Source organism: Xanthomonas translucens pv. cerealis, assembly GCF_006838285.1.
Taxonomy (GTDB): Bacteria; Pseudomonadota; Gammaproteobacteria; order Xanthomonadales; family Xanthomonadaceae; genus Xanthomonas_A; species Xanthomonas_A cerealis.
The window spans coordinates 2,764,932-2,790,142 of the sequence record NZ_CP038228.1 but is presented as its reverse complement, the minus strand read 5'-3'; the positions used below and the strand labels follow the sequence as shown (position 1 = coordinate 2,790,142).

Genomic DNA, 25,211 nt, shown 5'->3' with positions numbered 1-25,211 from the left:
CAACGGGTTTAGGGGAGTCTAAGGGCAATGCAAGGCGAACAACGTGCACGCAACACCTTCATGGTGCTGTGGACGCTTGTCACCGCAGCCAAGCTGCTGGTGGCCGCGCGTCTGCCGTTGTTCGTGGACGAAGCGTTCTACTGGCAGGAAGGCCAGCACCTGGCCGCCGCCTATTCGGATCTGCCCGGATTGACCGCCTGGCTGGCGCGGCTGGGCGTGGCGCTCGGCGGCGATCACCTGCTGGCGCTGCGCGCGCCGTTCTTGTTGCTGTCGGCGCTGATGCCGTGGCTGATCGCGCGCATCGGCACGCGCTGGTTCGGCGCGGTGGCCGGCTGGCGTGCGGGCAGTCTGACCTTGCTGATGCCGCTGTCGGGCACGCTCGGCATCCTCGCCTTGCCGGACGTGCCGATGGCGCTGGCGACGATCCTGTGCATGGACGCCAGTGCGCGGCTGCTGCGCCAGATCGATGCGATGAGCGCGGTGGAACTGGCGCTGGGCCTGACCCTGGGCGCGCTGAGCCATTACCGCTTCGCCGGGGTGATCGGGGTCGGCGCGATCGCGCTGCTGCTGATCCCGCAGGGCCGGCGCATGCTGCGCGATCCGCAGGTGTGGGTGGCGCTGGCGATGGGCATCGTCGCCTGGCTGCCGTTGCTGGCCTGGAATGCCGACAACGGTGAGGCCGGGGTCAGGTTCCAGTTGATCGATCGGCACCCCTGGAGCTTCCAGCCCGGCGGCATCGCCTTCGTGCTGATCCAGGGCCTGCTGGTCACGCCGCTGCTGGCAGTGGCGATGTGGAAGGTGGCGCTGGTGGCCACGCGCGGCGGCGGCAGCGGCGGGGCGCGCGTGCAGTGGCGCTATTTCGGCCTGCTCGGCGGCGTGTCCACGCTGGGCATCTTTCTGCTCGGCTTCTTCACCGATGCAGAGCGCATCAGTTTCCATTGGCCGCTGCCGGGTTACCTGGCCTTGCTGATCGCTGCGCCGGTGATCCTGCACGGCTGGCCGAAACCGCTACGCCGCGCGACCTGGCTGCTGACCGGGATCGGCATGGTCGGCGCGTTCGGCTATTACCTTGCGGTGTCGGTGCCGTCGGTGCGCGAGCGTGCCGCCGGCGACAAGTACTACCCGCGCAACTTCGCCGGCTGGAAGCCGCTGGCCTCGGCGGTGCGCCGCGAACTGGCGGCGATGCCGGCGGGGACGCAGGTGCTGGCCGACAACTTCAAGGTCGGCGCCGAGCTCGGTTTCGAACTGGGCGATGCCGATATCCGGGTGCTGCCGCACGCGTTGAACGACAAGCACGGGCGCAGCGCGCAGCTGCGCCAGTGGGGCCTGCTCAGCGACGGCCGGCGCGATGGGCCGCGGCTGCTGGTGCTCTCGCCCAGCGACATGAAATACCGGCTGCTGCTGCAGCGCTATCACGCGGTGTGCGAGCTGGTCGGCCCGTTGCCGCCGCCGAAGGTGGTGTCCAGCGATCACGGCAACCAGCGCTTCCTGTTGTTCGCGCTGCCGGCGCAACGCTTGCCCGGGCCGTGCACGACGCCGGCGATGGCCTGGTTCAACGCGCCGGGCGCGGGCGCCAAGGTGGCACCGCATTTCGAGGTGTCCGGCTGGGCGTTCAAGGACGGCGTGGGCATCGCCCGGGTCGAGGTGCTGCTCGACGGCAAGGTCGTCGCGCAGGCGCGCTACGGCGAGAACTACGACATCACCGCGTTCTGGAAGATCTCCACCGATCCGGGCCATCCCAACGTCGGCTTCCGCGCCGAACTCGATGCAAGCGGATTGGCGCCGGGCACGCATTGGCTCGGCCTGCGCCTGCATGGCCGCGACGGCAGCGTCGAGGAGTGGTGGGAGCAGCCGATCGAACTGCGCCGCTGAGATGGATCGCGCGCCGTTCGGCACCGGCTTGGCGCCGTGCTTGCGGATCGCGATCCTGTACTCGGCGCTTGGAAAGCGCCATCGACATCGCAGCCGGCGACCGCCAGGCGCTGGTCTCGGCCGACCGGCAGCTGGCCCGCTACGGCCTGGCCTTGCAGCCGGAAAGCTGCGCGGTCAACGAAGTCCTGGATCGGGCAGGTGCGCTTCCCGTACCAGTGATGCCGGGTGAGCCGGCGCTGATCGCAGCGCGAGCTAGGGCAGCACGTAGCCGGCTTCGCGCAGCAGCCCGGCCAGGCCGATCAGCGGCAGCCCGACCAGCGCGGTGGGATCCTGGCTGTGGATCGCGCTGAACAGGCTGATGCCCAGGCCTTCGCACTTGAAGCTGCCGGCGCAGTCCAGCGGTTGCTCGGCAGCGACGTAGCGCGCGATCTCCTGGGCCTGCAGCGTGCGGAAATGCACTTCGGTCAGGTCGCACAGCTGCAGCGCCCGCTCGCCGCGCAGCAGGCACACCGCGGTATGGAAGCGCACGCTGCGCCCGGACATCGCCACCAGCTGCGCCTGTGCGGCGGCGACATGGCCCGGCTTGCCCAGCGGCTGGCCGTCGAGTTCGGCGACCTGGTCCGAGCCGATCACCCAGGCATCGGTGGCGCCAGCGGCCACCGCCGCGGCCTTGGCCCGCGCCAGGCGCTGGGCCAGCGCCCGTGGCGCTTCGCCCGGCAGCGGCGTCTCCTCGACCTGCGGGCGCACGCTGTCGAAGGGCAGGCGCAGGCGCTGCAGCAGTTCGCGGCGGTAGATGGAGGTGGAGGCCAGGATCAGGCGTGGCATCGGCGAGGTCGGACAGGGCGGCGCGTGCGCCGGGGCCGGCAGTCTGCGGCGCTGCGCGCGGCCGGGCAAGCAGGATGACGGAACGGTTTGACAGCGCCCCCGGCAGTCCTTAACATTCTGCGGCTTATGTCCGCGAACGTGCCCGAACTGTTGGATGCCTGGCGGATGGTCGCAGCGCGCAGGGTCTTCGAAGACCGCCTGCCGCTCTCGGCGATGACCCGTCTGCGAGGCAGTCTGGCCGATACCGAAGGCGAATGCCGCTACACGCTGGAATTCGGCCGCGATGCTGTACTGCAAGTGTCCTACGTCGAACTGACGCTCGAAACCGCGCTGCCGCTGATCTGTCAGCGCAGCCTGCAGCGCTTCCTGCTGCCGGTGTCGAGCGTGCAGCGGCTGGGGCTGATCCGCAGCGAGGCCGAGGAGGCCGCGTTGCCGCCGGAGTACGAGGCCTTGCTGGTGCCGGACGACGGCATGCTGCGGCCCGCCGATCTGGTCGAGGACGAGTTGGTGCTGGCGGTTCCACTGGTGCCGGTGGCGCCCGGAAGCGAGGCGGTCGAACAGGACTGGCCGGCGACCGAGGAAGAAATGAGCAAGGCCAACCCGTTCGCGGCGTTGGCGGCGCTGAAGAAACAGTAGCGGTCGGCCCTGCGGCCGGCCCGCTGCCTTGAAGGTTGTTGCCGGACGCGCGCGTCCTGCGCGACGTAATGACGACAGATGTAAACGAACCGAGTTTGGAGCAATCCCATGGCTGTGCAGAAATCCCGTGTCACCCCGTCCCGCCGCGGCCAGCGCCGTTCGCACGACGCCCTCAGCGCCAAGCAGCTGTCGACCGACCCGACCAGCGGCGAGATCCACCTGCGCCACCACATCACCGCCGACGGTTACTACCGCGGCAAGAAGGTGATCGCCACCAAGACCTCGCAGGTCGAAGAAGATTGATCCGTGCCCGTCCCCCGCGCCGCGGCGGACGGAGTCACCCATCTTCACAGGCCGCGCCACAGCGGGCGGCCTGCGTAACAGGCAACAGGAACCAGCATGAGCAAGCGGATCTATTCCAGGATCGCGGGCACCGGCAGCTATTTGCCTGAAAAAGTGTTGACCAACGACGATCTGTCGCACATGGTCGATACCAGCGACGAATGGATCCGTAGCCGTACCGGCATCCGCGAGCGGCACATCGCCGCGCCTGGCCAGACCGCCGGCGATCTGGGCTACGAAGCCGCGCTGAAGGCGATCGAGGCCGCCGGCATCGAAGTCGCCGCGCTGGACATGATCGTCGTCGGCACCACCACCCCAGACCTGATTTTCCCATCCACCGCCTGCCTGATCCAGGCGCGGCTGGGGGCGGTCGGTTGCGCCGCGCTGGACGTCAACGCCGCCTGCTCGGGCTTCCTCTACGCGCTCAGCGTGGCCGACAAGTTCATCCGCTGCGGCGACGCCAGGACCGTGCTGGTGATCGGCACCGAGACCCTCAGCCGCATCGTCGACTGGACCGAGCGCACCACTTGCGTGCTGTTCGGCGACGGTGCCGGCGCGGTGGTCCTGCGCGCCGATGCCGACGTCGGCATCCTCAGCACCCATTTGCATGCCGACGGCAGCAAGAAGGAATTGCTGTGGAATCCGGTCGGCATCGCCACCGGGCTCGGCGACGGCACCGGCGACGCTTCTGCCGGCGGCATCCAGATGAAGGGCAGCGAGGTGTTCAAGTACGCGGTCAAGGCGCTGGACGCGGTGGTCGACGAGACCCTCCACGCCAACGGCCTGAACAAGGGCGACCTGGACTGGCTGATCCCGCATCAGGCCAACCTGCGCATCATCGAAGCCACCGCCAAGCGCCTGGAGCTGTCGATGGAGCAGGTGGTGGTGACGGTGGATATGCACGGCAACACCTCGTCCGCCTCGGTGCCCATGGCGCTGGACGTGGCGGTGCGTTCCGGCCGCGTGCAGCGCGGCCAGCTACTGTTGCTGGAAGCCTTCGGCGGCGGCTTCACCTGGGGCTCGGCGCTGCTGCGCTACTGAGTCCGGGCATCCGCGCGGCATGGCGCCAGGCGTGCCATTGCCCACGGCAGGGCGGGCGCAGCGCGCGCCGCTCCGAATCACAGAATCTCGTTGCGACCGCTGCCCGCATGCGCCGACCTGGCGCATGGCGGCGGCGTTGCGGCGTGCGCGTCCAGCTGCGCGAGGGCATGCGCCGCAGGTCGCCGCGCGGGTGCGCGCAGCGCTGCCGTGGCCTGCGGCGGCGGCCCGCATCGGCTGTGGCGTTTGCCGTGGCCGCGGTCGCCCGGTGCCGCACAATACGCCCGGGTACAGACGCGCGGCCGGTTTCGCCCGTATCATCGCCGCTCGATTTTTGCAGGCGTATCCGCGTGACCGATTCCACACTCGCCTTCGTGTTCCCCGGCCAGGGCTCGCAATCGCTGGGCATGCTGTCCGAACTGTCCGAACTGCACCCGCAGCTGCGCGACAGCTTCGTCGAGGCCTCCGACGGCGCCGGCGTCGATCTGTGGGCGCTGACCCAGGGCGGCCCCGAGGAAATGCTCAACCGCACCGAATACACCCAGCCGGCGCTGCTGGCGGCGAGCGTGGCGCTGTGGCGGTTGTGGCTGGCCCAGGGCGGCGCGCGTCCGGCGCTGCTGGCCGGGCACAGCCTGGGCGAATACAGTGCGCTGGTCGCGGCCGGCGCGCTGTCGCTGCGCGACGGCGCCCACCTGGTGCGCCTGCGCGGCCAGCTGATGCAGGACGCGGCCCCGGCCGGGGTCGGCGCGATGGCCGCGGTGATCGGCGCCGAGGACGCGCTGGTCGAGGAGGTCTGCGCGCAGGCTGCCGGCAGCCAGGTGCTGGTCGCGGCCAACTACAACGCGCCTGGCCAGGTGGTGATCGGCGGCGACGCGGCGGCGGTCGAGCGCGCGCTGGCGCTGTTGGCCGAGCGCGGCGTGCGCAAGACGGTGAAGCTGGCGGTCAGCGTGCCCTCGCATACGCCGCTGATGCGCGAGGCGGCCAACCGCCTGGCCGAGGCGATGCGCGGCATGGCCTGGCACGCGCCGCAGCTGCCAGTGGTGCAGAACGTGGATGCGCAGGTGCACGACGGCGTCGATGCGATCCGCCAGGCGCTGGTCGAGCAGTTGTACCTGCCGGTGCGTTGGACCGGCTGCGTGCAGGCGCTGGCCGCGCGCGGCGCCACCCGCGTGGCCGAATGCGGCCCGGGCAAGGTGCTGACCGGGCTGATCAAGCGCATCGACAAGTCGCTGGACGGTCGCGCGCTCGCGACCCCGGCCGACTTCGCCAGCGCGCTCGAGACCTGGGCGGCCTGATCCCGCCGCAACCTCCTTTCCCCCCGGCGCTTCGTGCGCCGTCCTTCCCCAAGGAACAGCAGATGAGCAAGCCATTGCAGGGCGACGTCGCCCTCGTCACCGGCGCCAGTCGCGGCATCGGCGCGGCCATTGCCGACACACTGGCCGCGCAGGGCGCCACCGTCATCGGCACCGCGACCTCCGCCTCCGGCGCGCAGGCGATCGGCGAGCGGCTGGCCGCCCACGGCGGCCACGGCCGCGCGCTGGACGTTACCGACCCGGCCGCGGTCGAGGCACTGATCGAGGCGATCGGCAAGGAATTCGGCGCGGTCTCGATCCTGGTCAACAACGCCGGCATCACCCGCGACAACCTGCTGATGCGGATGAAGGAAGAGGACTGGCAGGCGATCATCGACACCAACCTGACCAGCGTGTTCCGCACCTCCAAGGCGGTGTTGCGCGGCATGATGAAGGCGCGCAAGGGCCGTATCGTCAACATTGCCTCGGTGGTCGGCGTGACCGGCAATCCGGGCCAGGCCAACTACGCCGCGGCCAAGGCCGGGATCATCGCCTTCTCCAAGTCGATGGCCAAGGAAATCGGTTCGCGCGGCATCACCGTCAACGTGGTCGCGCCGGGCTTCATCGACACCGACATGACCAAGGCGCTGCCCGAGGCGCAGCGCAACGCGCTTCTGGAGCAGATCGCGCTGGGCCAGCTCGGGCAGCCGGCCGACATCGCCAACGCGGTGGCGTTTCTGGTCGGCCCCGGCGCCGGCTACATCACCGGAGAGACCCTGCATGTGAACGGCGGGATGTACATGCCGTAAGCCTGCGGCGCAAGGACGGCGCCTAAGTGGCTGATCGGCAGGTGTTTGTACAGCGATGCAAGCGCCGGGCGGTTTCCACTACACTATCCAACGCGGCCATCGCAGCCCGATGGCGTATTCGAACCACCACTACTCCATCTGGAGCGATATCCCAATGAGCACCATCGAAGAACGCGTCAAGAAAATCGTCGTCGAACAACTCGGCGTCAAGGAAGAAGAAGTCACCAACAGCGCATCGTTCGTCGATGACCTCGGTGCCGACTCGCTGGACACCGTCGAGCTGGTGATGGCGCTGGAAGAAGAGTTCGAGTGCGAGATTCCGGACGAAGAAGCCGAGAAGATCACCTCGGTGCAGCAGGCCATCGACTACGTCAAGTCGCACGTCAAGAGCTGATACTTCGTTCGATCGCGATCGGCGCCTGCGTGGCCTCGATTCGCGTGACAATCCCATGGGGCCGCGCTTGCGGCCCTGTGTTTTTAAGGCGTCAACGCCGCGCGTACTGCGGCGAGGAGATTTCGCAATGAGTCGTCGCGTCGTCGTAACCGGCATGGGCTTGGTATCGCCGTTGGGCAATGACCTGGCCAGCAGTTGGGATGGAATCGTCAACGGGCGTTCCGGCATCGGCCCGACCACGCAGATCGATGCGTCGCAGTTCACCACCAGGATCGCCGGCGAGATCAAGGATTTCGATCCGACCAAGTTCATGTCCGCCAAGGACGTCAAGAAGATGGATTCGTTCATCCACTACGGCGTCGGCGCCTCGTTCATGGCGCTGGACGATTCGGGCCTGGTGATCGACGACAGCAACGCCGAACGCATCGGCGCGATCCTCGGTTCCGGCATCGGCGGCCTGTTCGGCATCGAGGAGCAGACCATCAAATTCCACGAGGGCGGCGCGCGCAAGATCTCGCCGTTCTACGTTCCCAGCACCATCATCAACATGCTGCCGGGGCAGGTGAGCCTGATCAAGGGCCTGAAGGGTCCGACCTTCTCGGCGGTGTCGGCCTGCGCCACCTCCAACCATTCGATCGGCACCGCGCTGCGCATGATCCAGCACGGCGATGCCGACGTGATGCTGGCTGGGGGCGCCGAGCGCGGTTCCGCGCCGACCTCGGTCGGCGGTTTCTGTGCGATGAAGGCCATGTCCACCCGCAACGACGATCCCGCCGCCGCCTCGCGGCCATGGGACAAGGGCCGCGACGGCTTCGTGCTCGGCGACGGCGCCGGCGTGCTGGTGCTGGAAGAATACGAACACGCCAAGGCGCGTGGCGCGCGCATTTACGCCGAGCTGGTCGGCTTCGGCGCCAGTTCCGACGCGTTCCACATGACCGCCCCGAGTGAGGACGGCGAAGGCGCCGCGCGCAGCATGCTGGCCGCGATCAAGGACGCCAAGCTCAACCCCGAGCAGATCGATTACCTCAACGCGCACGGCACCTCCACCCCGCTGGGCGACCTGGCCGAAACCTTGGCGATGAAGCGCGCGCTCGGCGACCACGCCTACACGACCATGGTCAGCTCGACCAAGTCGATGACCGGGCACCTGCTCGGCGCGGCCGGCGGCGCCGAAGCGATCTTCTCGGTGATGGCGCTGCACACCGGCATCATTCCGCCGACGATCAACCTGGAAGAACCCAGCGAAGGCTGCGATCTGGACTACGTGCCGAACGTGGCGCGCGAGAAGAAGATCGACGTAGCGATGTCCAATGGGTTCGGCTTCGGTGGGACCAATGGGACGTTGGTGTTCAGGCGGCTTTGAGGTTGGCTGAGTCGGGACCGGGGACTCGGGACTCGGGACTCGGGACTCATGGAGCCTAGCCGCTTGTTTGCATTGCGATCCGTTGATTCTCGGCTTGTTTTTTCTGATGCGGGAAAGGTGCTTGCACGGCGGGGATGACGCTTCCGGCGTTTCGCCGCCGTTCGCATGGCGGCATCGCATCACCTCCCATCCTTGTGCCGGATTCCCGATGCTGCGTACTGTTCCCCTGCCGGCCGATATAGATCTGCTGGCGCTGCACCGCCTGGCGCCGCAGCGTTATCCGTTGCTGCTGGAATCGGCGGCGTCGGGCACCGCACAGGGCCGCTGGGACCTGCTGCTGATCGCCAGCGGCGAGGGCCTGCGGCTGGACCGTGATGGCGTCGCCCGCGATCTGCGCGGTGCCGTCGCCGAAGGCGATTTCCTGGCCGCGCTGGACGCGCACTGGCAGGCCGAACGCTGCGCGCGCGACGAGCCGCGCTGGCCGTTTCGCGGCGGCTGGGCGCTGCTGCTGGATTACGAGCTGGCGGCGCAGGTCGAGCCGGTGCTGCAGTTGCCGCAGGCACAGGCGACGACGCCGACAGCGCTCGCGTTGCGCTGTCCGGCCGCGCTGCTGCGCGACCACGCCAGCGGCGAGTGCGTGGCGCTGGCGGAAATCGCGCATGCGGGGCTGCTGGACGCCGCACTCGCCGATCTGCAGGCGCTGCCCGCCGCCGCGCCGCTGCCGGCCTGGACTGCGCCGCTGGCGATCGACGAAGACCCGCCGCAGCGCTTCGTCGATGGCGTGCGCCGCATCCTCGATTACCTGTGCGCAGGCGACGTGTTCCAAGTCAACCTGTCGCGGCGCTGGTCGGCGCGTTTCGCCGCCGCCCTGGAGCCGGCCGCGCTGTACGCACAGTTGCGCCGCGCCAATCCGGCGCCGTTCGCCGGCCTGTTCGCCAGCCATGGCCGCGCCGTGGTCAGTTCCTCGCCGGAGCGGCTGGTGTCGGTACGCGGCGACGTGGTCGAGACCCGGCCGATCGCCGGCACCCGCCCGCGCGCGCCCGGCGACGACGAGGCCGCGCGCATCCGCGAGCTGGTCGGGCACCCCAAGGAACGCGCCGAGCACGTGATGTTGATCGACCTGGAGCGCAACGACCTGGGCCGGGTCTGCGCGCCGGGCAGCGTCGAGGTCGACGAGCTGATGACGGTGGAGAGCTACGCCCACGTGCACCACATCGTCAGCAACGTGCGCGGGCGGCTGCGCGCCGGGGTCAGCCCAGGCGAGGTGATCCGCGCCACCTTCCCTGGCGGCACCATCACCGGCTGTCCCAAGGTGCGCTGCATGCAGATCATCGCCGAGCTGGAACAGACCCCGCGCGGCGCCTACACCGGCGCCTTCGGTTGGCTCAACCGCGACGGCGACATGGACCTGAACATCCTGATCCGCACCGCCGAAGTCGACGGCGCACAGGCGCATTTCCGCACCGGCGCCGGCATCGTGGTCGATTCGCAGCCCGAGCGCGAACTCGACGAAACCCGGGCAAAGGCGCGCGGCCTGCTGCGCGCGCTGGAACCGTGAGCGGCACGCTGGCGATACCGGCCGATGCCGGCTGCGCGGTATCCTGCACCCCGTTGAATTCGCTTCGAGGTGGCCGTGGCTTGGGCTAAACGCGGGTGTCTGACCCTGCTGGCGACATTGCTGGTGCTTGGGCTGCTGGCCGCCGCGGCCGGTGCGTGGTGGTGGCAGGGCTATCGCGCCTTCGCCGAGCAGCCGCTGCACGCGGTGCAACCCAGCGTGGCGGTGGCGCGCGGCGATTCGTTCAGCGGCGTGCTGCGCAAGCTGCGCGCGGCCGGCGTCGAACAGGGCAGCAATCTGCAGTGGCAACTGCTGGCACGCCAGCTCGACGCAGCCGGCAAGCTCAAGGTCGGCGAATACGCGCTGCAGCCGGCGCTGACGCCGCGCGAACTGCTGCTGCGCATGCGCAAGGGCCAGGTGATCCACTACCGCTTCACCATCGTCGAAGGCTGGAACATCCGCCAGCTGCGCGCGGCGCTGAACGCGGCCACGCCGCTGCGCCACGTCGCCACCGAGCTCAGCGACAGCGCACTGATGGCCAGGCTTGGCCAGCCCGGGCAGCACCCGGAAGGCCGCTTCCTGCCGGAGACCTACCTGTACCAGCGCGAGGACAGCGATCTGGACGTGTTGCAGCGCGCCCATGCGGCGATGGACAAGGCGCTGGCCGAGGCCTGGGATGCGCGTGCCAGCGACTTGCCGCTGCAATCGCCGGAGCAGGCGCTGAGCCTGGCCTCGATCGTGGAGAAGGAAACCGGCCTGGCCGCCGAGCGCCCGCAGATCGCCGGCGTGTTCGTGCGCCGCCTGCAGCAGGGCATGAAGCTGCAGACCGACCCGACCGTGATCTACGGCATCGGCAGCGCCTACGACGGCAACATCCGCAAGCGCGACCTGGAAACCGATACGCCGTACAACACCTACACCCGCAGCGGCCTGCCGCCGACCCCGATCGCCATGCCCGGCCGCGACGCGCTGCGCGCGGCGACCAATCCGGCGCCCGGCGACAGCCTGTACTTCGTCGCGGTCGGCGACGGCAGCGGCGCGCACGTGTTTTCCGCCAGCTATGCCGAACACAGCGCGGCGGTGGCGCGCTATCTGCAGCGCTTGCGCCAGGCGCGCAGCGGCGCGGCGGTGACACCATGAGCGAGGCCGTGCTGCGCCACCATCGCTTCGTCAGCCTGGAAGGCGGCGAGGGCGCCGGCAAGACCACCGCGATCAACGCGATCCGCGACTGGCTGCAGGCGCAGGGCCACGAGGTGCTGCTGACCCGCGAGCCCGGCGGCACCCCGCTGGCCGAACGCATCCGCGAGCTGCTGCTCAACAACGCGCCGGCGCTGCAGCCGGCCGAGCCGCTGGCCGCCGAGACCGAACTGCTGCTGGTGTTCGCCGCGCGCGCCCAGCACGTGCGCGAGGTGATCCGCCCGGCGCTGCAGCGCGGCGCCTACGTGGTCAGCGACCGCTTCACCGATTCCAGCTACGCCTACCAGGGCGAGGGCCGCGGCCTGGACCTCGCCTGGATCGCCGACCTGGAACGGCGCGCGGTCGGCCTGCAGCCGGGCCTGACCCTGCTGCTGGACCTGGACGTGCAGATCGGCCGCGCCCGCACCAGCGGCCGCGACCTGTGGCCGGACCGGATCGAGAGCGAGCAGGACGATTTCTTCCAGCGCGTGCGCGCCGGCTTCCGCCAGCGCGCCGCGCAGGACCCGCAGCGCTTCCGCACCATCGACGCCAGCCAGCCGCCGCAGGCGGTGGCACAGGACGTGGCCGCCGCGCTGGCCGCCTGGGTGCAGCAGGAGCGCACGCCGTGAGCGCCGCTTCCACCGAAACGCTGCCCTTCGCGCCCTGGCAGCAGCGCGCCTACGAGCAGACCGTGGCCGCGCTCGACGCCGGCCGGCTCGGCCACGGACTGCTGATCTGCGGCCCCGACGGCTTGGGCAAGCGCGCGGTGGCGCTGCAGCTGGCCGCGCACGTGCTCGGCCAGGGCGAACCGGCCGCGAACCTGCGCAGCGCGCAGCTGATCGCCGCCGGCACCCATCCCGACCTGCAGCTGATCTCGTTCATTCCCAACCGCACCGGCGACAAGCTGCGCACCGAGATCGTCATCGAACAGGTGCGCGAGATCTCGCAGAAGCTGTCGCTGACTCCGCAGTACGGCATCGCCCAGGTGGTGGTGGTGGACCCGGCCGACGCGATCAACCGTGCCGCCTGCAACGCCCTGCTCAAGACCCTGGAAGAGCCGCAGCCCGGCCGCTACCTGTGGCTGATCAGCGCGCAGCCGGCGCGGCTGCCGGCGACCATCCGCAGCCGCTGCCAGCGCCTGGAATTCAAGCTGCCGCCGGCCGACGAGGCGATCGCCTGGCTGCTGGCGCAGGAGTTCCCCGAGAAGACCGCGCGCGAAGCGCTGGCCGCCGCGCGCGGCCACCCCGGCCTGGCCGCGCAGTGGCTGCGCGAGGACGGCTTGAAACTGCGCCGGCAGGTGGCTGCGGACCTGGAGCAGGTCGCCGCGGGCACGCTGGGCACGGTCGAAGCGGCGCAGCGCTGGAGCGCCGACGGCTTCGCCGAGCAGCGCCTGGGCCATGCCGCCGACCTGGCGCTGGCGCAGGCTTCGCAGGCCGGCTTGACCGACCCGGCGCGATTGCACAAGCTGGCCACCTGGTTCGACGCAGCCAATCGCACCCGCGACCTGCTGCGCACCACCGTCCGTGGCGACCTGGCCATCGCGGAACTGTTGTTGGCCTGGCGCGATGGCGATCGTCCGGTCCGGAGAGGGGCACAACGATGAGTGCGACGAGCGGACGTCAGGGCATCCTGTCGCTGGCGGTGAAGGACAAGCCAGCGCTGTACAACGCGTACATGCCGTTCGTGAAGAACGGCGGCATCTTCGTGCCCACGCCCAAGCGCTACTTCCTGGGCGACGAAGTGTTCCTGCTGCTGACCCTGCCCGATTCCAGCGAGCGCCTGCCGGTGGCCGGCAAGGTGATCTGGGTGACCCCGATGGGCGCCCAGGGCAACCGCACCGCCGGCATCGGCGTGCAGCTGCCGGACAACAGCGAAGGCGAGACCATCCGCAACAAGATCGAGACCCAGCTGGCCGGCACGCTCAACGCCGACAAACCGACCCAGACCATGTAGCGCGAGGCATAGGTGCGGCATCTGTGGGGGCCGTTGACGCCAGCCACGGCAGCCCTATAATGTGCGGCTCGCGACACGGGCGGTTAGCTCAGCGGTAGAGCATTGCCTTCACACGGCAAGGGTCGCAGGTTCGAACCCTGCACCGCCCACCAAAAAAGATCACTTGTTTCAGTAGGGATCCGCGAAACGGAAAAAGCCGGCCATGTGCCGGCTTTTTTGTTGCGCTTTATTTGTTTTGCGAACCGCTATTGGCGGCCGAGAGCCCGCACGCTGGAAGCGGCGAGACTACACGTAGTGGTAGCGCACCTGCGCGATCAGCAGGACGCCAGCCTCGACCTTGTACACGATGCGATGTTCGTCGTTGATGCGCCGCGACCAATAGCCGGCCAACGCATGGCGCAGCGGTTCTGGCTTGCCGACGCCCTGGAAGGGATCGCGTTGGATGGCTTTGATCAGATCGTTGACGCGCTTGAGCATCTTCTTGTCGGTTTGCTGCCAGTAGAGGTAGTCCTCCCAGGCATTGTCCGAGAACTGAAGCGTCACTCGGCCAGGTCCCGTGCCTTGCCGCGACCGGCCTCGAGCTGGGCGATGGATTCCAGCAGGCGCTGCGCGCTCTTCGGACTGCGCAGCAGGTAGGCGGTTTCCTCCATCGCCTTGTAGTCTTCAAGCGACAGCATGACCACGGATTGCTCGCGGCTGCGGGTGATGATCACCGGCTCGTGGTTGTTGACCACGCGCTCCATGGTGTCCGCAAGGGCAGCGCGTGCAGCGCTATAGGTGATGGTGTCCATGCTGGTCTCCAGTTGTACAAATAATTGTACATGTGGATTGGGGCGTGTCAATTTGGGCTTCCTGGGGTGACACGAAACAGTCCCAAGGAGGCGTCATGTCCATAGGTGGATCGTCGGCTCACGATCGGCTCACGGCCATTCCCGATACTGCGGCCATGCCCGAAGGTCCTTCGATCGTCATCCTGAAAGAAGAGGCGGCCGCGTTCGCGGGGCGCAAGGTGTTGCGGGTGTCCGGCAACAGCAAGCAGGAGCTGGCGCGGATGCGCAACCGCAAGATCCTGTCGCTGCGCAGTTGGGGCAAGCACTTCCTGATCGAGTTCGACGGGTTCAGCCTGCGCATCCATTTCCTGCTGTTCGGCAGCTATCGGATCAATGCGCGCGAGGAGGCGACGCCGCGGCTGAGCCTGGGGTTCGCCAAGGGCGAGGAACTGAATTTCTACGCGTGTTCGGTCAAGTTCATCGAAGGCGCGCTGGACGCTGCCTACGACTGGCGCGCCGACGTGATGAACCCGGACTGGGACGCGGCGCAGGCGCGGCGCAAGTTGCGCCTGCGGCCGCGCACGCTGGCCGCCGATGCGTTGCTGGACCAGGACGTCTTCGCCGGGGTCGGCAACATCATCAAGAACGAGGTGTTGCATCGCATCCGCGTGCATCCGGAAAGCGAAGTGGGGGCGTTGCCGCCGCGCAAGCTGGCCGAGCTGGTGACGCAGGCGCGCGAGTACAGCTTCGATTTCTACACCTGGAAGAAGGCCTTCGTGCTGAAGCAGCACTACCAGGTGCATACCAGGACCATCTGTCCGCGCGACGGCCATCTGCTGACCTATCGCAAGCAACTCGGCAAGGCGCAGCGGCGCGCGTTCTTCTGCGAGCATTGCCAGCGCCGCTATGCGCTGGACGCTTCAGTTGCTGAAACGCCTTAGCGATCCAGCGCGAGTTCGTCGCCGGTAAGCCGGTGGATTCCCAGTTCCGTATGCAAGCCGGCCCAGCCGCTGTCGGTGATGTGGATCGCGCGCGAGCCGTCGCTGCGGCGCAGCCAGCGTTTGGCGCAGAGTAGCGCAAGCAATTCGACGCCGAGCGAGCCGGCGAGGTGGTGCTTGCGTTCGGTCCAGTCCAGGCACTGCCGCGCTATGCCGCGCCTGCTCGAGGCGACACGCGAAACATCCAGGCCCATCTGCGCGAACCAGGTGGCGCCCTCGGTGGTCACCACGTATCGCTTGCCGCCGTCCCTGGCGATCAGCGCACGCTGTTCCAGCGCTTCGGCCACCGCCACGCCCAGTCGCCCGGCCAGATGGTCGTAACAGCATCGGGCCAGGCTCAGAGATTGTTGCTTGTGCCCGGCTTTCCGGCATCGCGGTGCGGCGGGTGCGGCGAGGGTCGCCAGGTTTTCCAGTGCGAACGCGACGTGGGAACCGGCCAGCCGGTAGTAGCGGTGGCGGCCTTGGGCTTCGACCGCCAGCAAGCCGCCGTCCAGCAGTTTCGCCAGGTGCGAACTCGCCGTCTGCGGGGTGACGCCGCCGGCGAAGGCGAGTTCCCCGGCAGGCAGTGCACGCCCGTCGATGAGCGCCATCAACATGGCGGCGCGGGCGGGATCGGCGATCAGGAACGCGGTCGCCGCAAGCTTGGGCTGTTCGACCGGCATGTGTGTACTCCTGGCGGGCGCCGTCATCATAGACCGCACCCTGCCGGAACGCTTCGATACGCATCGAAGCGACAGCGCCTGCCTGCCCCTAGACTGCGATGCACTACATCGGAGTCTTGCATGAGCGAAATCCAGGCGCAGTCGAACGGATCGGAGGGCGATGCCCGCCGCATCTTCGAGCAATGGCACCACAGCGTCGTCGAACGGGATCTGGACGCGCTGATGGCGCTGTATGCGCAAGACGCGCTACTGGAAACGCCGTTGGCGTATGTGGTCTGCGCAGGGCGGCAAGATGGCAGGCTGCAGGGGCGCGAGGCGATCAGGGCGTTCTTCGCGGCGTCTTTCGCACAGCCGGAGAACGGCCTTGGCCGCTGGTATCGCAGCGACCGTTGCCATGCGTCCCACCGCCAGGTGATCTGGGAATATCCGCGAGAAACGCCGGAGGGCGATCAGGTCGATCTGGTGGAAGTCATGGATCTCGATGCGCGCGGGCTGATCGCCTGCCATCGGGTGTACTGGGGCTGGAAAGGCGTGCAGACGCTGCTGGCGGGGCTGGGTAGATAGCCGTAGACCTCCGGCCTCTCCCAGGCTAAGTTCGCTCAGGTGATCGACGTGCAGATCGGCACGCTGGGCAATTGGGAGCAAGGTCGCCGGACGCCGACCGGCACCGCCAAGGCGTTGCTGCGCGCGATCAAGAACGATCCCGAGCACGTGCTCAAGGCGCTGTCCAGCTGAACACGTGGCTACAGCCTGGGTAAGCGCTTGCCCGGGGCGAGGTGGATATGGCTGTCCATCTTGATGTCTGCATGGCTAAGCAGTTTGCTCACGATTTGTCGCGCTCGACGCTAGCGACTATCAGTTTGAAAGTAGACGCTACCTATGCATCCCGATCATGCGGGAGATGGCTTGTGAACGGAATGCATCGTTGTGGGTGCGGTTCCGTCCAGGGCGGTGGATGAATTGTCTTCCTCTCCGATGGCCTGACGTATTCGATATCCCATCGCGCGATAGGCTCGCTGTCGCTTGTCCCACATCTTCAGCAGTGCAGGGTGGCCAGTGTCGACGAAATCGATGATCCGTACGTCGGTCTTGCTGGCGTGGTCTCGGTGCAGGCGGCCCGCATACTGCTGCAAAGTGCCCTGCCACGACACCGGCATGGTCAGTACCAAGGTGTCCAGCGGTGGATGGTCGAAGCCTTCGCCGACGAGCTTTCCGGTGGCGAGCAGGACGCGTGGCGCATCTGGCGGCAATGCGTCAAGCTCGCCAATCAGAGCGGCTCGCTGTTTTCTCGACATCCGCCCGTGCAGCACGAATGGTGTTGGCAATTGTCCCTGCAAAGCCAGGGTGAGGGCGTGTAGATGTTCCGTGCGTTCGGTCAATACCAACACTTTTCGGCCTTGCTCGAAGGCTGTCGCGATCTCGGTGGCGATGGCCTGGGTCCGGGATCGGTCAGCGGCCAAGTGTCTAAAGACATCTTGAATGCCTGCGCTAGCCGGAAGGTCGATGTGTGCGAGCCGTGATCGCGGTACGACCTCCAGATCGTGTGGCGCATTTTCCGGTCTGAGGGCTGTATGCCGGATTGGCCCGCACTGCATGAAGATGATGGGCTGTTGACCGTCGCGGCGAATCGGCGTCGCGGTAAGTCCCAGGACGAATTTTGCCTTGCTGCGCTTGAGGATGGCATCGAACGACGCGGCGCCTATGTGGTGGCATTCGTCGACGATGACCTGTCCGTAGCGTTCGACCAGCGCATTCACCTCCCCTCGTCGCGAAAGCGATTGCATCACGGCGATGTCGATTCTACCGGTAGGCTTGGCCTTGCCGCCGCCGATGGTGCCGACAACGCCCTTCTCGACGTCAAGAAAGGCTTGCAGCCGCTCCTGCCATTGCTTCAGCAATTCGGTGCGATGTACCAGTACCAAGGTGTTCACTGCGCGGCGAGCAATGATGGCCGCTGCCGTCACCGTTTTGCCGAATGCGGTCGGCGCGCACAGCACACCAGTCTCGTGGCGCAGCATGGCTGTGACGGCGGTCTGCTGGTCTGTGCGCAGTGTGCCGCCGAAGCTCGTATCGATGGGGTCGCCGGCGTAACGCTCGTCATGCAGATCGCAGCGGATGTCGTTCTCTTGCAGTAGCGTCAATGCTGCATCCAAACAGCCGCGCGGCAACGCGATGTGCTGCGGGTAGTTCTCGGCGTTGCCGATGACGCGCGGCTTGTTCCACACCGGCATGCGCATGGCCTGGGCCTTGTAGAACTCAGGGTTCTGAAAGGCGGCCAGCCGGATCAATCGATTGGCCAGCGCTTGCGGCAGCGCGTGCTTCTCGAAGTAGATGAGATTGGCCAGGGTCACGGTCAAGGCCTCGGGCATCGTGCCTGTCAGCTTTGGCGACCTGCCGGACTGGCTCCTCCATGGGGTAGCCAGATCTTCTTCGTCGATGAACGTCACATCCAGCGGATGTGTGCCGCCAGTAGCGCGAAGGATGGTAGGCTCTATGTCGTGCGGCACCATGGGTTGAATGGCTGCGAAAAACGCCCATTGGTCGCGGTGAGGGCGCAGTTCGGTGTCCACAAAGACGCTGCAGCCCCTTTCGCGCGGGTGCTTCTGTAGAGGAAGCGCGATCAGGTTGCCGAAGCCTCCCTTGGGCATCGTGTCCTGGTTGGGAAACAAACGGTCGTAAGATGCCAGTTTGAGTTGCCGGGTGCGCGCGCATGTGTGACTGATGACGGCGGTCCCGAGGCGCCGTGCATCCCGCGCCGAAACACGTTCTGCGAAGAATACCCAGGCATGTGCACCCTGGCCCGAGCGTGAGATCTCCAGCGTCGCTGGTATGCCTAGCTCGGTGCAAGACTGCATGAATGCCCTGGCATCCTGTCTCCAGTCGGCTTCGTCGAAATCGACCGCCAAAAAGTAACAGGTATCGTCTTCCAGCAGTGGATAGATCCCCACCGTATGCTCGCCGGCCAGGTGGTTGTAGATCACCGCATCCGATAGCGGCGTCAGTAGTCGGTGACTGCAGTCGCTGCACTTGATACGTGGCTTCTCGCAGACGCCGGCGCGCCACTCGTTGGCGCAAGCTGGCGCGTAGCCGGACTTGCCGGAGGCCTGGCTCTCCCAGCGCACCGGGTAGACATCCTTACGTCCTCGGAACAGCCGACGAAATAGCGCTACCTTCTGGTCGGTGGATAGGCTGGTGTGCGTCGCTTCCGGTGCTGCCGTGGCCGGCGCAGGCTGCGACGCCGTCAAGGATGGCTTGCGCCATTCGATACCGTGCGATTCCAGTAGCGCCACCAGCCGTGCGTTCTCGGCTCGCAGTGCGGCAAGGGCGTCACGCTCGATCATCGTCCTGTTGCGTGGCTAGCAGATCGTCCATGGCGTCACCCACGCCATAGCCGACGTTGTGGCAGGCTTTGCGAACGGCATCCAGGCGCGACCGCAGTGCCGGGCGCTGCGCAGGCGGCAAGCTGGCGATGGTATTCAGTGCCTGCTCGAACATTCTTGCCAGTGCGGCATAGTAGCCTTCGTCGTCCAGGCCGACATCGTTGCTGAAGCCTGCGGCCTGTTCGCAATAGAACACCATCAGCTCGGTAAGGCCTTCGGCCGTCCCCGCGGCCTTTTTGTAGTCCGCGATGGCCTTCTTGGCCTTGGTCACGGAAGTATCCTGGTGCTTGAACAGGTCCGGCCACAGCCAGCGGTCGATGGTGGTCTTGTACGGCTTGAGGACATCGCCGCCCAGGCGAAAGCGGGCATGCAGGAAGGCTTGGTTGTCCTTGCTGGCAGCGTAGAGGTCCTGTAGCAGGTCGAGCAGTCCGGCGCGGTCGACGTCGATCAGTTTGTCTTTGACATCGATCCAGGAGGGGGACGTCTTCTTTTTCGTAACCATGGCGAGAAAGTTTCGCGTGATCAATTGAGGTGGCCGCAGTGTTGAAAAACCTCGACGTGGCGACGCGCTTGGTCTGCGGCGAAGCGATCTTAGGTCAAACCCTTGGGGCTTGCGAGAGACTGGCCGTAGCAGGCTGGCGACCATCAGTGCATTGACGCCAGCTGCTTCGTCATGGCACGCGGCTAGTGGCAAGGTTTTGCAGGCCGCTGTTGTGTGCTTCGCTCAGCGGTATATCGGACCTCGTTGCTTTGCACTGGTGACAGACATGGTCGGCGAACCCGGTCGCAGCCCGAACATCGATGGTGGCGCCATGTCTGACATGGCCGTTGTCCGTGCCTGCGTGATCGGTCGCCATTGACGGTAGGGCTGCCGCATTTCGTTCCGCCGATTCGGTTTTTCGATCCGCCACCGCCAGGTTTCGTCGCAACGCGACAGGTTGCGGCGCCTGCCGTGGCTATCTTCCATCGGTGCTGTCTGCAACGGGGTGGATGGCGATACGCGCGGCTTGATGCCGTTGTGGACTGTTTCCAGGTGCTCTCGGCGCTGCGTGTGGCGATGCCGCCGCATGGCGCGCTGTAGTGATGTGCAGGGAGGTTCTGCAGCGCTTCAACTCTGCGTGGCCGCATGGGGACGGCGGTCTTCGTCTTCGCTTGGGAGTAGCTATGAGCAACGTATCTGCGGCGCTGGTTTTTTCGTGTTTGCTGATGGTGTGCGCGCCAGCACAGGCGGCACCGGTGGATTGCGCGAGCATGGCCGCGACGGCCAAGCTCGTGGCCAGATATCGCCAGCTGGGTGGGCCGCTGTCGGATATCGCCAGCCACGGTGCGATCGGGTCGAGCAAGGTCAGGCGCGAGCTGGCTGCCGCCATCTACCGCGAAGGCCTGGACGAAGCCGAGGCGGTGCAACGGGCGATGCAGGCATGCGGCAAGGCCGTGCAGGCGCCGTCGCAGTCGCCGTGACCTCCGTTCGCCGCGCAAGGCAGGTGTGGTTGCGCTTGCAGACTCAATGGAAATCGCGGCTGCGGATGTCCAGCCCCAGCAGCAGCGGGGTCAGGTCTTCGAGGTGGCCGGCAATCAGGTGGCGCACGCCATCGGCGCTTTCCAGGCGGCCGCGCACGGCCAACAGTCTGGATTCGATCAGGGCCTGACGCTGGCGTTCGGCCAGGCGTCGCCAGACCACCACGTTGACCAGGCCGTGTTCGTCCTCGAGGGTGAGGAAGGTGACGCCGCTGGCGGTCTGCGGGCGCTGGCGCATCGTCACCAGGCCGGCGATGGCGACCGCGCTGGCATGCGGCAGGGCGCGCAGTTCGCCGGAATGGCGATAGCGGCGCGCGCGCAGTTGCAGGCGTAGCAGCGACAGCGGGTGCTTGCCGAGGGTGGTGCCGATGGTCGCGTAGTCGGCGCGGATGTCCTCGCCGAGGCTGGGCAGCGGCAGCGCCACCTGGCGTTCCGGCGTGGCGGCGAGCGGCTCGAACAAGGGCCGCTGCGCTTCGACGCCGGCCACCGCCCAGCGTGCGCGGTGGCGGTGCCCGGCGAGCGCTTTCAGCGCGCCGGCGTCGGCCAGGCTGTCGCGTGCCTTGTCGTCGAGCGCGGCGCGATGGCACAGGTCGGCGAGGTCGTGGAACGGCGCCTGCGCGCGTGCCTGCTGCAGGCGCAATGCGGCGTCTTCGGCCAGGCCGCGGACCATGCGCAGGCCCAGGCGGATCGCCGGCTGCACCGTCGGATCGGCACTGTAGGCTTCCAATCCGCAATCCCAGTCGCTGTAGCGCACGTCCACCGGACGCACCTGCAGGCCGTGGCGGCGTGCGTCCTGCAGCAATTGGTCGGGGCTGTAGAAGCCCATCGGCCAGCTGTTGATCAACGCACAGGTGAAGGCCGCCGGTTCATGGCACTTGAGCCAGCAGCTGGCGTAGGTGAGCAGGGCGAAACTGGCGGCGTGGCTCTCGGGAAAGCCGTAGCTGCCGAAGCCCTTGATCTGTTCGAAGATGCGTGTGGCGAACTCGGCACTGTAGTTTCTCTCCAGCATGCCCTTCATCAGTTTTTCGCGATGCGGCTCCAGCCCGCCATGACGCTTCCAGGCGGCCATCGAGCGGCGCAACTGATCGGCTTCGCCAGGGGTGTAACCAGCAGCGTTGACGGCCAGTTGCATGACTTGTTCCTGGAACAAGGGGACGCCTAGAGTGCGTTTGAACACATCGCGCAGTTCCTCGGGCAATTCGTCGGGTATTTCCTCGCCGCTGCGGCGGCGCAGGTAGGGATGCACCATGCCGCCCTGGATCGGGCCGGGGCGCACGATCGCCACCTGGATCACCAGGTCGTAGAACTCGCGCGGTTTGAGTCGCGGCAGCATCGCCATCTGCGCGCGCGATTCGATCTGGAACACGCCGATGGTGTCGGCGCGCTGGATCATTTGGTAGGTGTCCGGGTCTTCGGCGGGAATGGTCGCCAGGCTGTAGTCCTGGCCGCGGTGCGCGCGCAGCAGATCCAGGGTGCGCCGCAGCGCGCTGAGCATGCCCAGCGCGAGCACGTCCACCTTCATCAGTCCGACCAGTTCCAGGTCGTCCTTGTCCCACTGGATCACGGTGCGCTCGGCCATCGCCGCGTTCTCCACCGGCACCAGCGTGTGCAGCGGATGTTCGGAGATCACGAAGCCGCCGGGGTGCTGCGACAGGTGCCGCGGGAAACCGATCAACTCGGCGCTCAGCGCCAGCAGCCGGCGCATCAGCGCAGTGTTGGGATCGAAGCCGCGTTCGCGCAGGCGTTCGTGCGGCGGGACTTCGTCGTCCCACTGGCCAAGCGTGGACGCCAGCGCGTCGATGCTGTCGCCGGGCAGGCCGAGGGCGCGCGCCACGTCGCGCACTGCGCTGCGGCCGTGGTACTGGATCGCCACCGTGGTCAACGCGGCGCGTTCGCGACCGTAGTGGTTGAAGATGTACTGGATCACTTCCTCGCGGCGGTCGTGCTCGAAATCGATGTCGATGTCCGGCCGTTCCTTGCGCTCTTCGGAAATGAAGCGCTCGAACAGCATGCCGATGCGGTCCGGGTCGATCGCGGTGATGCCCAGCGCGTAGCAGACGGCGGAGTTCGCCGCCGAGCCGCGGCCCTGGCACAGGATGTGGCGCGACCTGGCGAAGCGCACCAGGTCGTAGACGGTGAGGAAATACGATTCGTAGCCGAGCCGGGCGATCACGCCCAGTTCGTGTTCGATCAGGCGCCGCGCCTTTTCCGGCACGCCCTCCGGCCAGCGCGCGACGGCGCCCTGTTCGGTGAGCGTGCGCAGCCACTGCGTCGGGGTCTGCCCGGGCGGTACCAGTTCGTGCGGGTACTGGTAACGCAATTGACCGAGATCGAAGGTGCAGCGCTGGGCGATGCGCACCGACTCGGCCAGCAGCGCGTGCGGATACAGCGTGGCCAGGGCCGCGCGCGGACGCAGGTGGCGCTCGCCGTTGGCGAACAGATGCGCGCCGGCTTCGCTCAGCGGCAGGCGCTGGCGGATCGCGGTCAGGGTGTCCTGCAACGCGCGGCGACCGCGCGCGTGCATGTGCACGTCGCCGCTGGCCACCGCCGGCACGCGCAGGCGCTGCGCCAGTTGCAGGCGCGCGTGCAGCAGGGCGCCGTCGTCGGGGCCGCACAGCAGTTCCACCGCCAGCCACAGGCGCTCGGGAAAGCGTGCCTGCAGCCAGGCGCCGTCGTTTGCGTCGCCGTCGCCATCGGCGTCGCGCGGTAGCCACAGGCACAGCAGGCCGTCGAGGTCGTCGTCGAAGTCTGCGTGCAGCGCGCGGTAGCTGCCTTTGTCGGCGCGGCGGCGCGCCACGGTGATCAGCCGGCACAGCTGCTGGTAGCCGTGCAGGGTTTCGGCCAGCAGCACCAGCTTGGGGCCGTGTTCGATCTGTATCTCGCTGCCGACGATCAGCGCCAGGCCGGTGTCGCGGGCCGCCTGCCAGGCGCGCACGATGCCGGCCAGCGTGCACTCGTCGGTGATCGCCAGCGCGCGGTAGCCGTGCCGTGCGGCGCGTTCGAACAGTTCCTGTGCATGCGAGGCGCCGCGCTGGAAGCTGAAGTTCGACAGGCAATGCAGTTCGGCGTAGTCGGGCAATGCCGTGCGCGTGGACGTGGCGTCGTGCGCCGGGACAGATGGCGTGGCCGGTGCCTGTGCCGGCGCCGGCACGGCACGCAGGCGCGCGCGTGGCGGGCCGTGGCTCATGCGAACCAGCCGTGCAGCATCAGTGCGTCCGGCGCATCGGCCGGTGCGAACACCCAGGCGCGCTGGCCCTGGCGGGTGCGCACGATGTAGTAGTCGCGGCGCACGTCGCCATCGTCCCACCAGCCGCTTTCGATGCGTTCCGGGCCGGCCAGGCGTTCGGGGGCGCGCTCGCGCAACGGGATCGGCCGGGTCAGCAGCCAACCGGGGCGGGGCAGCGTGGCGGCGGCAGGCGCAGGGGCTTTGTTCGGCTTGCCCGACGCTGCCGGCTTGCCCGATTCGGCGCGCCAGGCCTGTTCGGGGCGATGGTCGGCATGCGCGCGCAGGCCGTGTACCGCGTCGTCGCCCAGGCGTGCGCGCAGGCGTTCGCGCAGCTGTTCCCAGGGCAGCGCCTGCTGCGCGCGGTCGTCGAACAGTTCGTGCGCGGCGGGCACGAACGGCGGCAGTTCGTCGGCGCGCAGGCGCATGGCCTGCACCGGCGCCGGCACGCTGGCGTGCTGCAGGCGGCCGCGGGCCAGTTCGAACAGCATCGCCGCATCGCGCTCGGCGGCGAGCAGCCCCACCGGCACCACGCTGTCGTCCAGGCCTTCGTGTTCCAGGTGCAACTGGAAGCGCTGCACGCCGCCGTCGCGCCCGGCCAGGAATGCGGCCAGGTCGGCAGTCAGCCGGCGCAGCGGGAACAGCAGGGCCTGGCTGGATTCCACCGCGTAGCCCAGTTCCAGCCGCGCATCGAAGCGGTCCGGCGGCAGGTAGTACTGCAGCGGCAGCGGCGCCTGCCCGCGCAGGGCGTCCAGGTGCTGCAGCAGCGCGGGCGGATAGCGCCGCGCCAGCGCCGTACGCGGCAGCGCGAACAGCTGCTGCAGCGTGCGCAGGCCCATCCGCGCGAAGGCCTCGGCCAGGCCCGGTTGCAGCCCCGCGCGGGCGATCGGCAATTGGCCCAGCGCGCACTGCAGCGCGGCGTTGTCGAGCAGGGCGATGCCGTCGTGCGCATTGGCCAGCACGCGCGCGGCCAGCGGATGCGGCGCGACCACGATGCGGTGGCGGAAACCCAGCGCGGTCAGTTCCTCGCGCAGGCGCGCCTCGAAGCGCGGCCAGGGCCCGAATAGACCCAGGCTGGCTTCGATTTCCAGCAGCAGCGCGCCGGGGTAATCGGTGCTGACCAGCGAGCTGAAGCGGTACGCCCACGCCGCCAGGAACTGCTGGCAGCGGCGGCTTTCCTCGGCATCGTGCAGGGCGGTGGCGAAGCGGTCGCACAGCGCCTGCGCGGTGGCCAGCGATTGCCCGGGCTGCAGGCCGCACGCGCGCGCGGCGGGGTTGACCGCCTTCAGCGTGCGCCGCTGCGGCGGGCCGGCGAGCAGCGCCAGCGGCTGGTCCGGCGTCGGCCAGCGCCGCAGCACCGTGTCGAGCGCCAGTTGCGGCAGCAGGATGCAGGCCCAGCGCATGC

Annotated in this window: 24 protein-coding genes, 1 tRNA gene and 1 pseudogene; 18 read left to right on the top strand and 8 right to left on the bottom strand. The window is 67.9% G+C overall.

The genetic code is table 11. The features are described 5' to 3' along the window. The first annotated feature begins 27 nt into the window (after positions 1–27). Positions 28–1,872, top strand: coding sequence for a glycosyltransferase family 39 protein (locus E4A48_RS12155; protein ID WP_039007359.1), 1,845 nt, complete (start codon positions 28–30; stop codon positions 1,870–1,872). A 252-nt stretch (positions 1,873–2,124) separates the two neighbouring features. On the opposite strand, the gene E4A48_RS12150 is transcribed toward E4A48_RS12155, so the two are convergent. After that, positions 2,125–2,697 (bottom strand): Maf family nucleotide pyrophosphatase, encoded by a 573-nt coding sequence (locus E4A48_RS12150; RefSeq protein WP_039009236.1) that lies wholly within the window; start codon positions 2,695–2,697, stop codon positions 2,125–2,127. Between the two features lie 126 nt (positions 2,698–2,823). Between E4A48_RS12150 and E4A48_RS12145 the strand changes: the two genes are divergently transcribed. From E4A48_RS12145 to E4A48_RS12085, 13 genes are all read left to right on the top strand, one after another. Next, positions 2,824–3,333, top strand: coding sequence for a YceD family protein (locus E4A48_RS12145; RefSeq protein WP_039007356.1), 510 nt, complete (start codon positions 2,824–2,826; stop codon positions 3,331–3,333). A 108-nt stretch (positions 3,334–3,441) separates the two neighbouring features. Then, the gene (gene rpmF, locus E4A48_RS12140; protein ID WP_009608206.1) at positions 3,442–3,636 is read left to right on the top strand and encodes a 50S ribosomal protein L32; all 195 of its coding nucleotides are present in this window, start codon (positions 3,442–3,444) and stop codon (positions 3,634–3,636) included. Positions 3,637–3,732: 96 nt separating this feature from the next. Beyond that, positions 3,733–4,716: a beta-ketoacyl-ACP synthase III gene (locus tag E4A48_RS12135; protein WP_039007352.1), complete on the top strand. Its 984-nt coding sequence runs from the start codon at positions 3,733–3,735 to the stop codon at positions 4,714–4,716. A gap of 347 nt (positions 4,717–5,063) precedes the next feature. Continuing rightward, positions 5,064–6,008 (top strand): ACP S-malonyltransferase, encoded by a 945-nt coding sequence (gene fabD / locus E4A48_RS12130; RefSeq protein ID WP_039007351.1) that lies wholly within the window; start codon positions 5,064–5,066, stop codon positions 6,006–6,008. A gap of 62 nt (positions 6,009–6,070) precedes the next feature. Continuing rightward, on the top strand, positions 6,071–6,814 hold the full coding sequence (fabG, locus tag E4A48_RS12125; RefSeq protein WP_039007349.1) for a 3-oxoacyl-ACP reductase FabG: 744 nt from the start codon (positions 6,071–6,073) through the stop codon (positions 6,812–6,814). Positions 6,815–6,968: 154 nt separating this feature from the next. Then, entirely contained in the window at positions 6,969–7,208 is a 240-nt protein-coding gene (acpP, locus tag E4A48_RS12120; protein ID WP_003468806.1) for an acyl carrier protein, read from the top strand. A 127-nt stretch (positions 7,209–7,335) separates the two neighbouring features. Next, positions 7,336–8,571, top strand: a complete 1,236-nt coding sequence (gene fabF / locus E4A48_RS12115; protein ID WP_058196364.1) for a beta-ketoacyl-ACP synthase II — start codon at positions 7,336–7,338, stop codon at positions 8,569–8,571. A 208-nt stretch (positions 8,572–8,779) separates the two neighbouring features. Then, the gene (locus tag E4A48_RS12110; RefSeq protein WP_039007346.1) at positions 8,780–10,129 is read left to right on the top strand and encodes an aminodeoxychorismate synthase component I; all 1,350 of its coding nucleotides are present in this window, start codon (positions 8,780–8,782) and stop codon (positions 10,127–10,129) included. A 75-nt stretch (positions 10,130–10,204) separates the two neighbouring features. After that, the gene (gene mltG, locus E4A48_RS12105) at positions 10,205–11,266 is read left to right on the top strand and encodes an endolytic transglycosylase MltG (RefSeq protein WP_142742510.1); all 1,062 of its coding nucleotides are present in this window, start codon (positions 10,205–10,207) and stop codon (positions 11,264–11,266) included. After that, a complete protein-coding gene (gene tmk, locus E4A48_RS12100) occupies positions 11,263–11,931 on the top strand; it encodes a dTMP kinase (RefSeq protein ID WP_142742509.1) in 669 nt (222 codons plus the stop codon). Before mltG ends, tmk begins: the two co-directional genes overlap by 4 nt. Then, entirely contained in the window at positions 11,928–12,905 is a 978-nt protein-coding gene (locus tag E4A48_RS12095; protein WP_142742508.1) for a DNA polymerase III subunit delta', read from the top strand. Before tmk ends, E4A48_RS12095 begins: the two co-directional genes overlap by 4 nt. Further along, positions 12,902–13,255, top strand: coding sequence for a PilZ domain-containing protein (locus E4A48_RS12090; RefSeq protein WP_039007341.1), 354 nt, complete (start codon positions 12,902–12,904; stop codon positions 13,253–13,255). The genes E4A48_RS12095 and E4A48_RS12090 overlap by 4 nt, the downstream gene beginning before the upstream one ends. Positions 13,256–13,332: 77 nt before the next feature. Further along, a tRNA-Val gene (locus E4A48_RS12085) sits at positions 13,333–13,407 on the top strand. 133 nt (positions 13,408–13,540) lie between these two features. On the opposite strand, the gene E4A48_RS12080 is transcribed toward E4A48_RS12085, so the two are convergent. Together E4A48_RS12080 and E4A48_RS12075 are read right to left on the bottom strand one after the other, a co-directional pair. Continuing rightward, the gene (locus E4A48_RS12080; protein WP_058196367.1) at positions 13,541–13,798 is read right to left on the bottom strand and encodes a Txe/YoeB family addiction module toxin; all 258 of its coding nucleotides are present in this window, start codon (positions 13,796–13,798) and stop codon (positions 13,541–13,543) included. Continuing rightward, on the bottom strand, positions 13,795–14,046 hold the full coding sequence (locus E4A48_RS12075; RefSeq protein WP_003468816.1) for a type II toxin-antitoxin system Phd/YefM family antitoxin: 252 nt from the start codon (positions 14,044–14,046) through the stop codon (positions 13,795–13,797). Before E4A48_RS12075 ends, E4A48_RS12080 begins: the two co-directional genes overlap by 4 nt. 155 nt (positions 14,047–14,201) lie before the next feature. On the opposite strand from E4A48_RS12075, the gene E4A48_RS12070 reads away from it, so the two are divergent. Further along, positions 14,202–14,966 carry a DNA-formamidopyrimidine glycosylase family protein gene (locus tag E4A48_RS12070; protein ID WP_142742507.1) on the top strand — a complete coding sequence of 255 codons (765 nt, stop codon included), beginning with the start codon at positions 14,202–14,204 and terminating at the stop codon, positions 14,964–14,966. On the opposite strand, the gene E4A48_RS12065 is transcribed toward E4A48_RS12070, so the two are convergent. Then, positions 14,963–15,685, bottom strand: coding sequence for an ArsR/SmtB family transcription factor (locus E4A48_RS12065; protein ID WP_058196369.1), 723 nt, complete (start codon positions 15,683–15,685; stop codon positions 14,963–14,965). The genes E4A48_RS12070 and E4A48_RS12065 overlap by 4 nt on opposite strands. A 120-nt stretch (positions 15,686–15,805) precedes the next feature. Between E4A48_RS12065 and E4A48_RS12060 the strand changes: the two genes are divergently transcribed. Together E4A48_RS12060 and E4A48_RS12055 are read left to right on the top strand one after the other, a co-directional pair. Beyond that, the gene (locus tag E4A48_RS12060) at positions 15,806–16,249 is read left to right on the top strand and encodes a nuclear transport factor 2 family protein (RefSeq protein WP_142742506.1); all 444 of its coding nucleotides are present in this window, start codon (positions 15,806–15,808) and stop codon (positions 16,247–16,249) included. Between the two features lie 24 nt (positions 16,250–16,273). Next, positions 16,274–16,420, top strand: a pseudogene (locus E4A48_RS12055) (helix-turn-helix domain-containing protein); the annotation flags it as partial. A gap of 155 nt (positions 16,421–16,575) precedes the next feature. On the opposite strand, the gene E4A48_RS12050 reads toward E4A48_RS12055, so the two are convergent. Beyond that, a complete protein-coding gene (locus tag E4A48_RS12050) occupies positions 16,576–19,026 on the bottom strand; it encodes a TOTE conflict system archaeo-eukaryotic primase domain-containing protein (protein WP_080763442.1) in 2,451 nt (816 codons plus the stop codon). Continuing rightward, positions 19,013–19,567: a hypothetical protein gene (locus E4A48_RS12045; protein ID WP_142742505.1), complete on the bottom strand. Its 555-nt coding sequence runs from the start codon at positions 19,565–19,567 to the stop codon at positions 19,013–19,015. The genes E4A48_RS12050 and E4A48_RS12045 overlap by 14 nt, the downstream gene beginning before the upstream one ends. A gap of 749 nt (positions 19,568–20,316) precedes the next feature. Between E4A48_RS12045 and E4A48_RS12040 the strand changes: the two genes are divergently transcribed. Next, a complete protein-coding gene (locus E4A48_RS12040; RefSeq protein ID WP_235444032.1) occupies positions 20,317–20,526 on the top strand; it encodes a hypothetical protein in 210 nt (69 codons plus the stop codon). Positions 20,527–20,569: 43 nt separating this feature from the next. Here the strand turns inward: E4A48_RS12040 and E4A48_RS12035 are convergent, their stop codons facing one another. Together E4A48_RS12035 and E4A48_RS12030 are read right to left on the bottom strand one after the other, a co-directional pair. Further along, positions 20,570–23,770, bottom strand: a complete 3,201-nt coding sequence (locus tag E4A48_RS12035) for an error-prone DNA polymerase (RefSeq protein ID WP_142742504.1) — start codon at positions 23,768–23,770, stop codon at positions 20,570–20,572. After that, positions 23,767–25,209: a Y-family DNA polymerase gene (locus tag E4A48_RS12030; protein WP_142742503.1), complete on the bottom strand. Its 1,443-nt coding sequence runs from the start codon at positions 25,207–25,209 to the stop codon at positions 23,767–23,769. The genes E4A48_RS12035 and E4A48_RS12030 overlap by 4 nt, the downstream gene beginning before the upstream one ends. Positions 25,210–25,211: the final 2 nt, after the last annotated feature.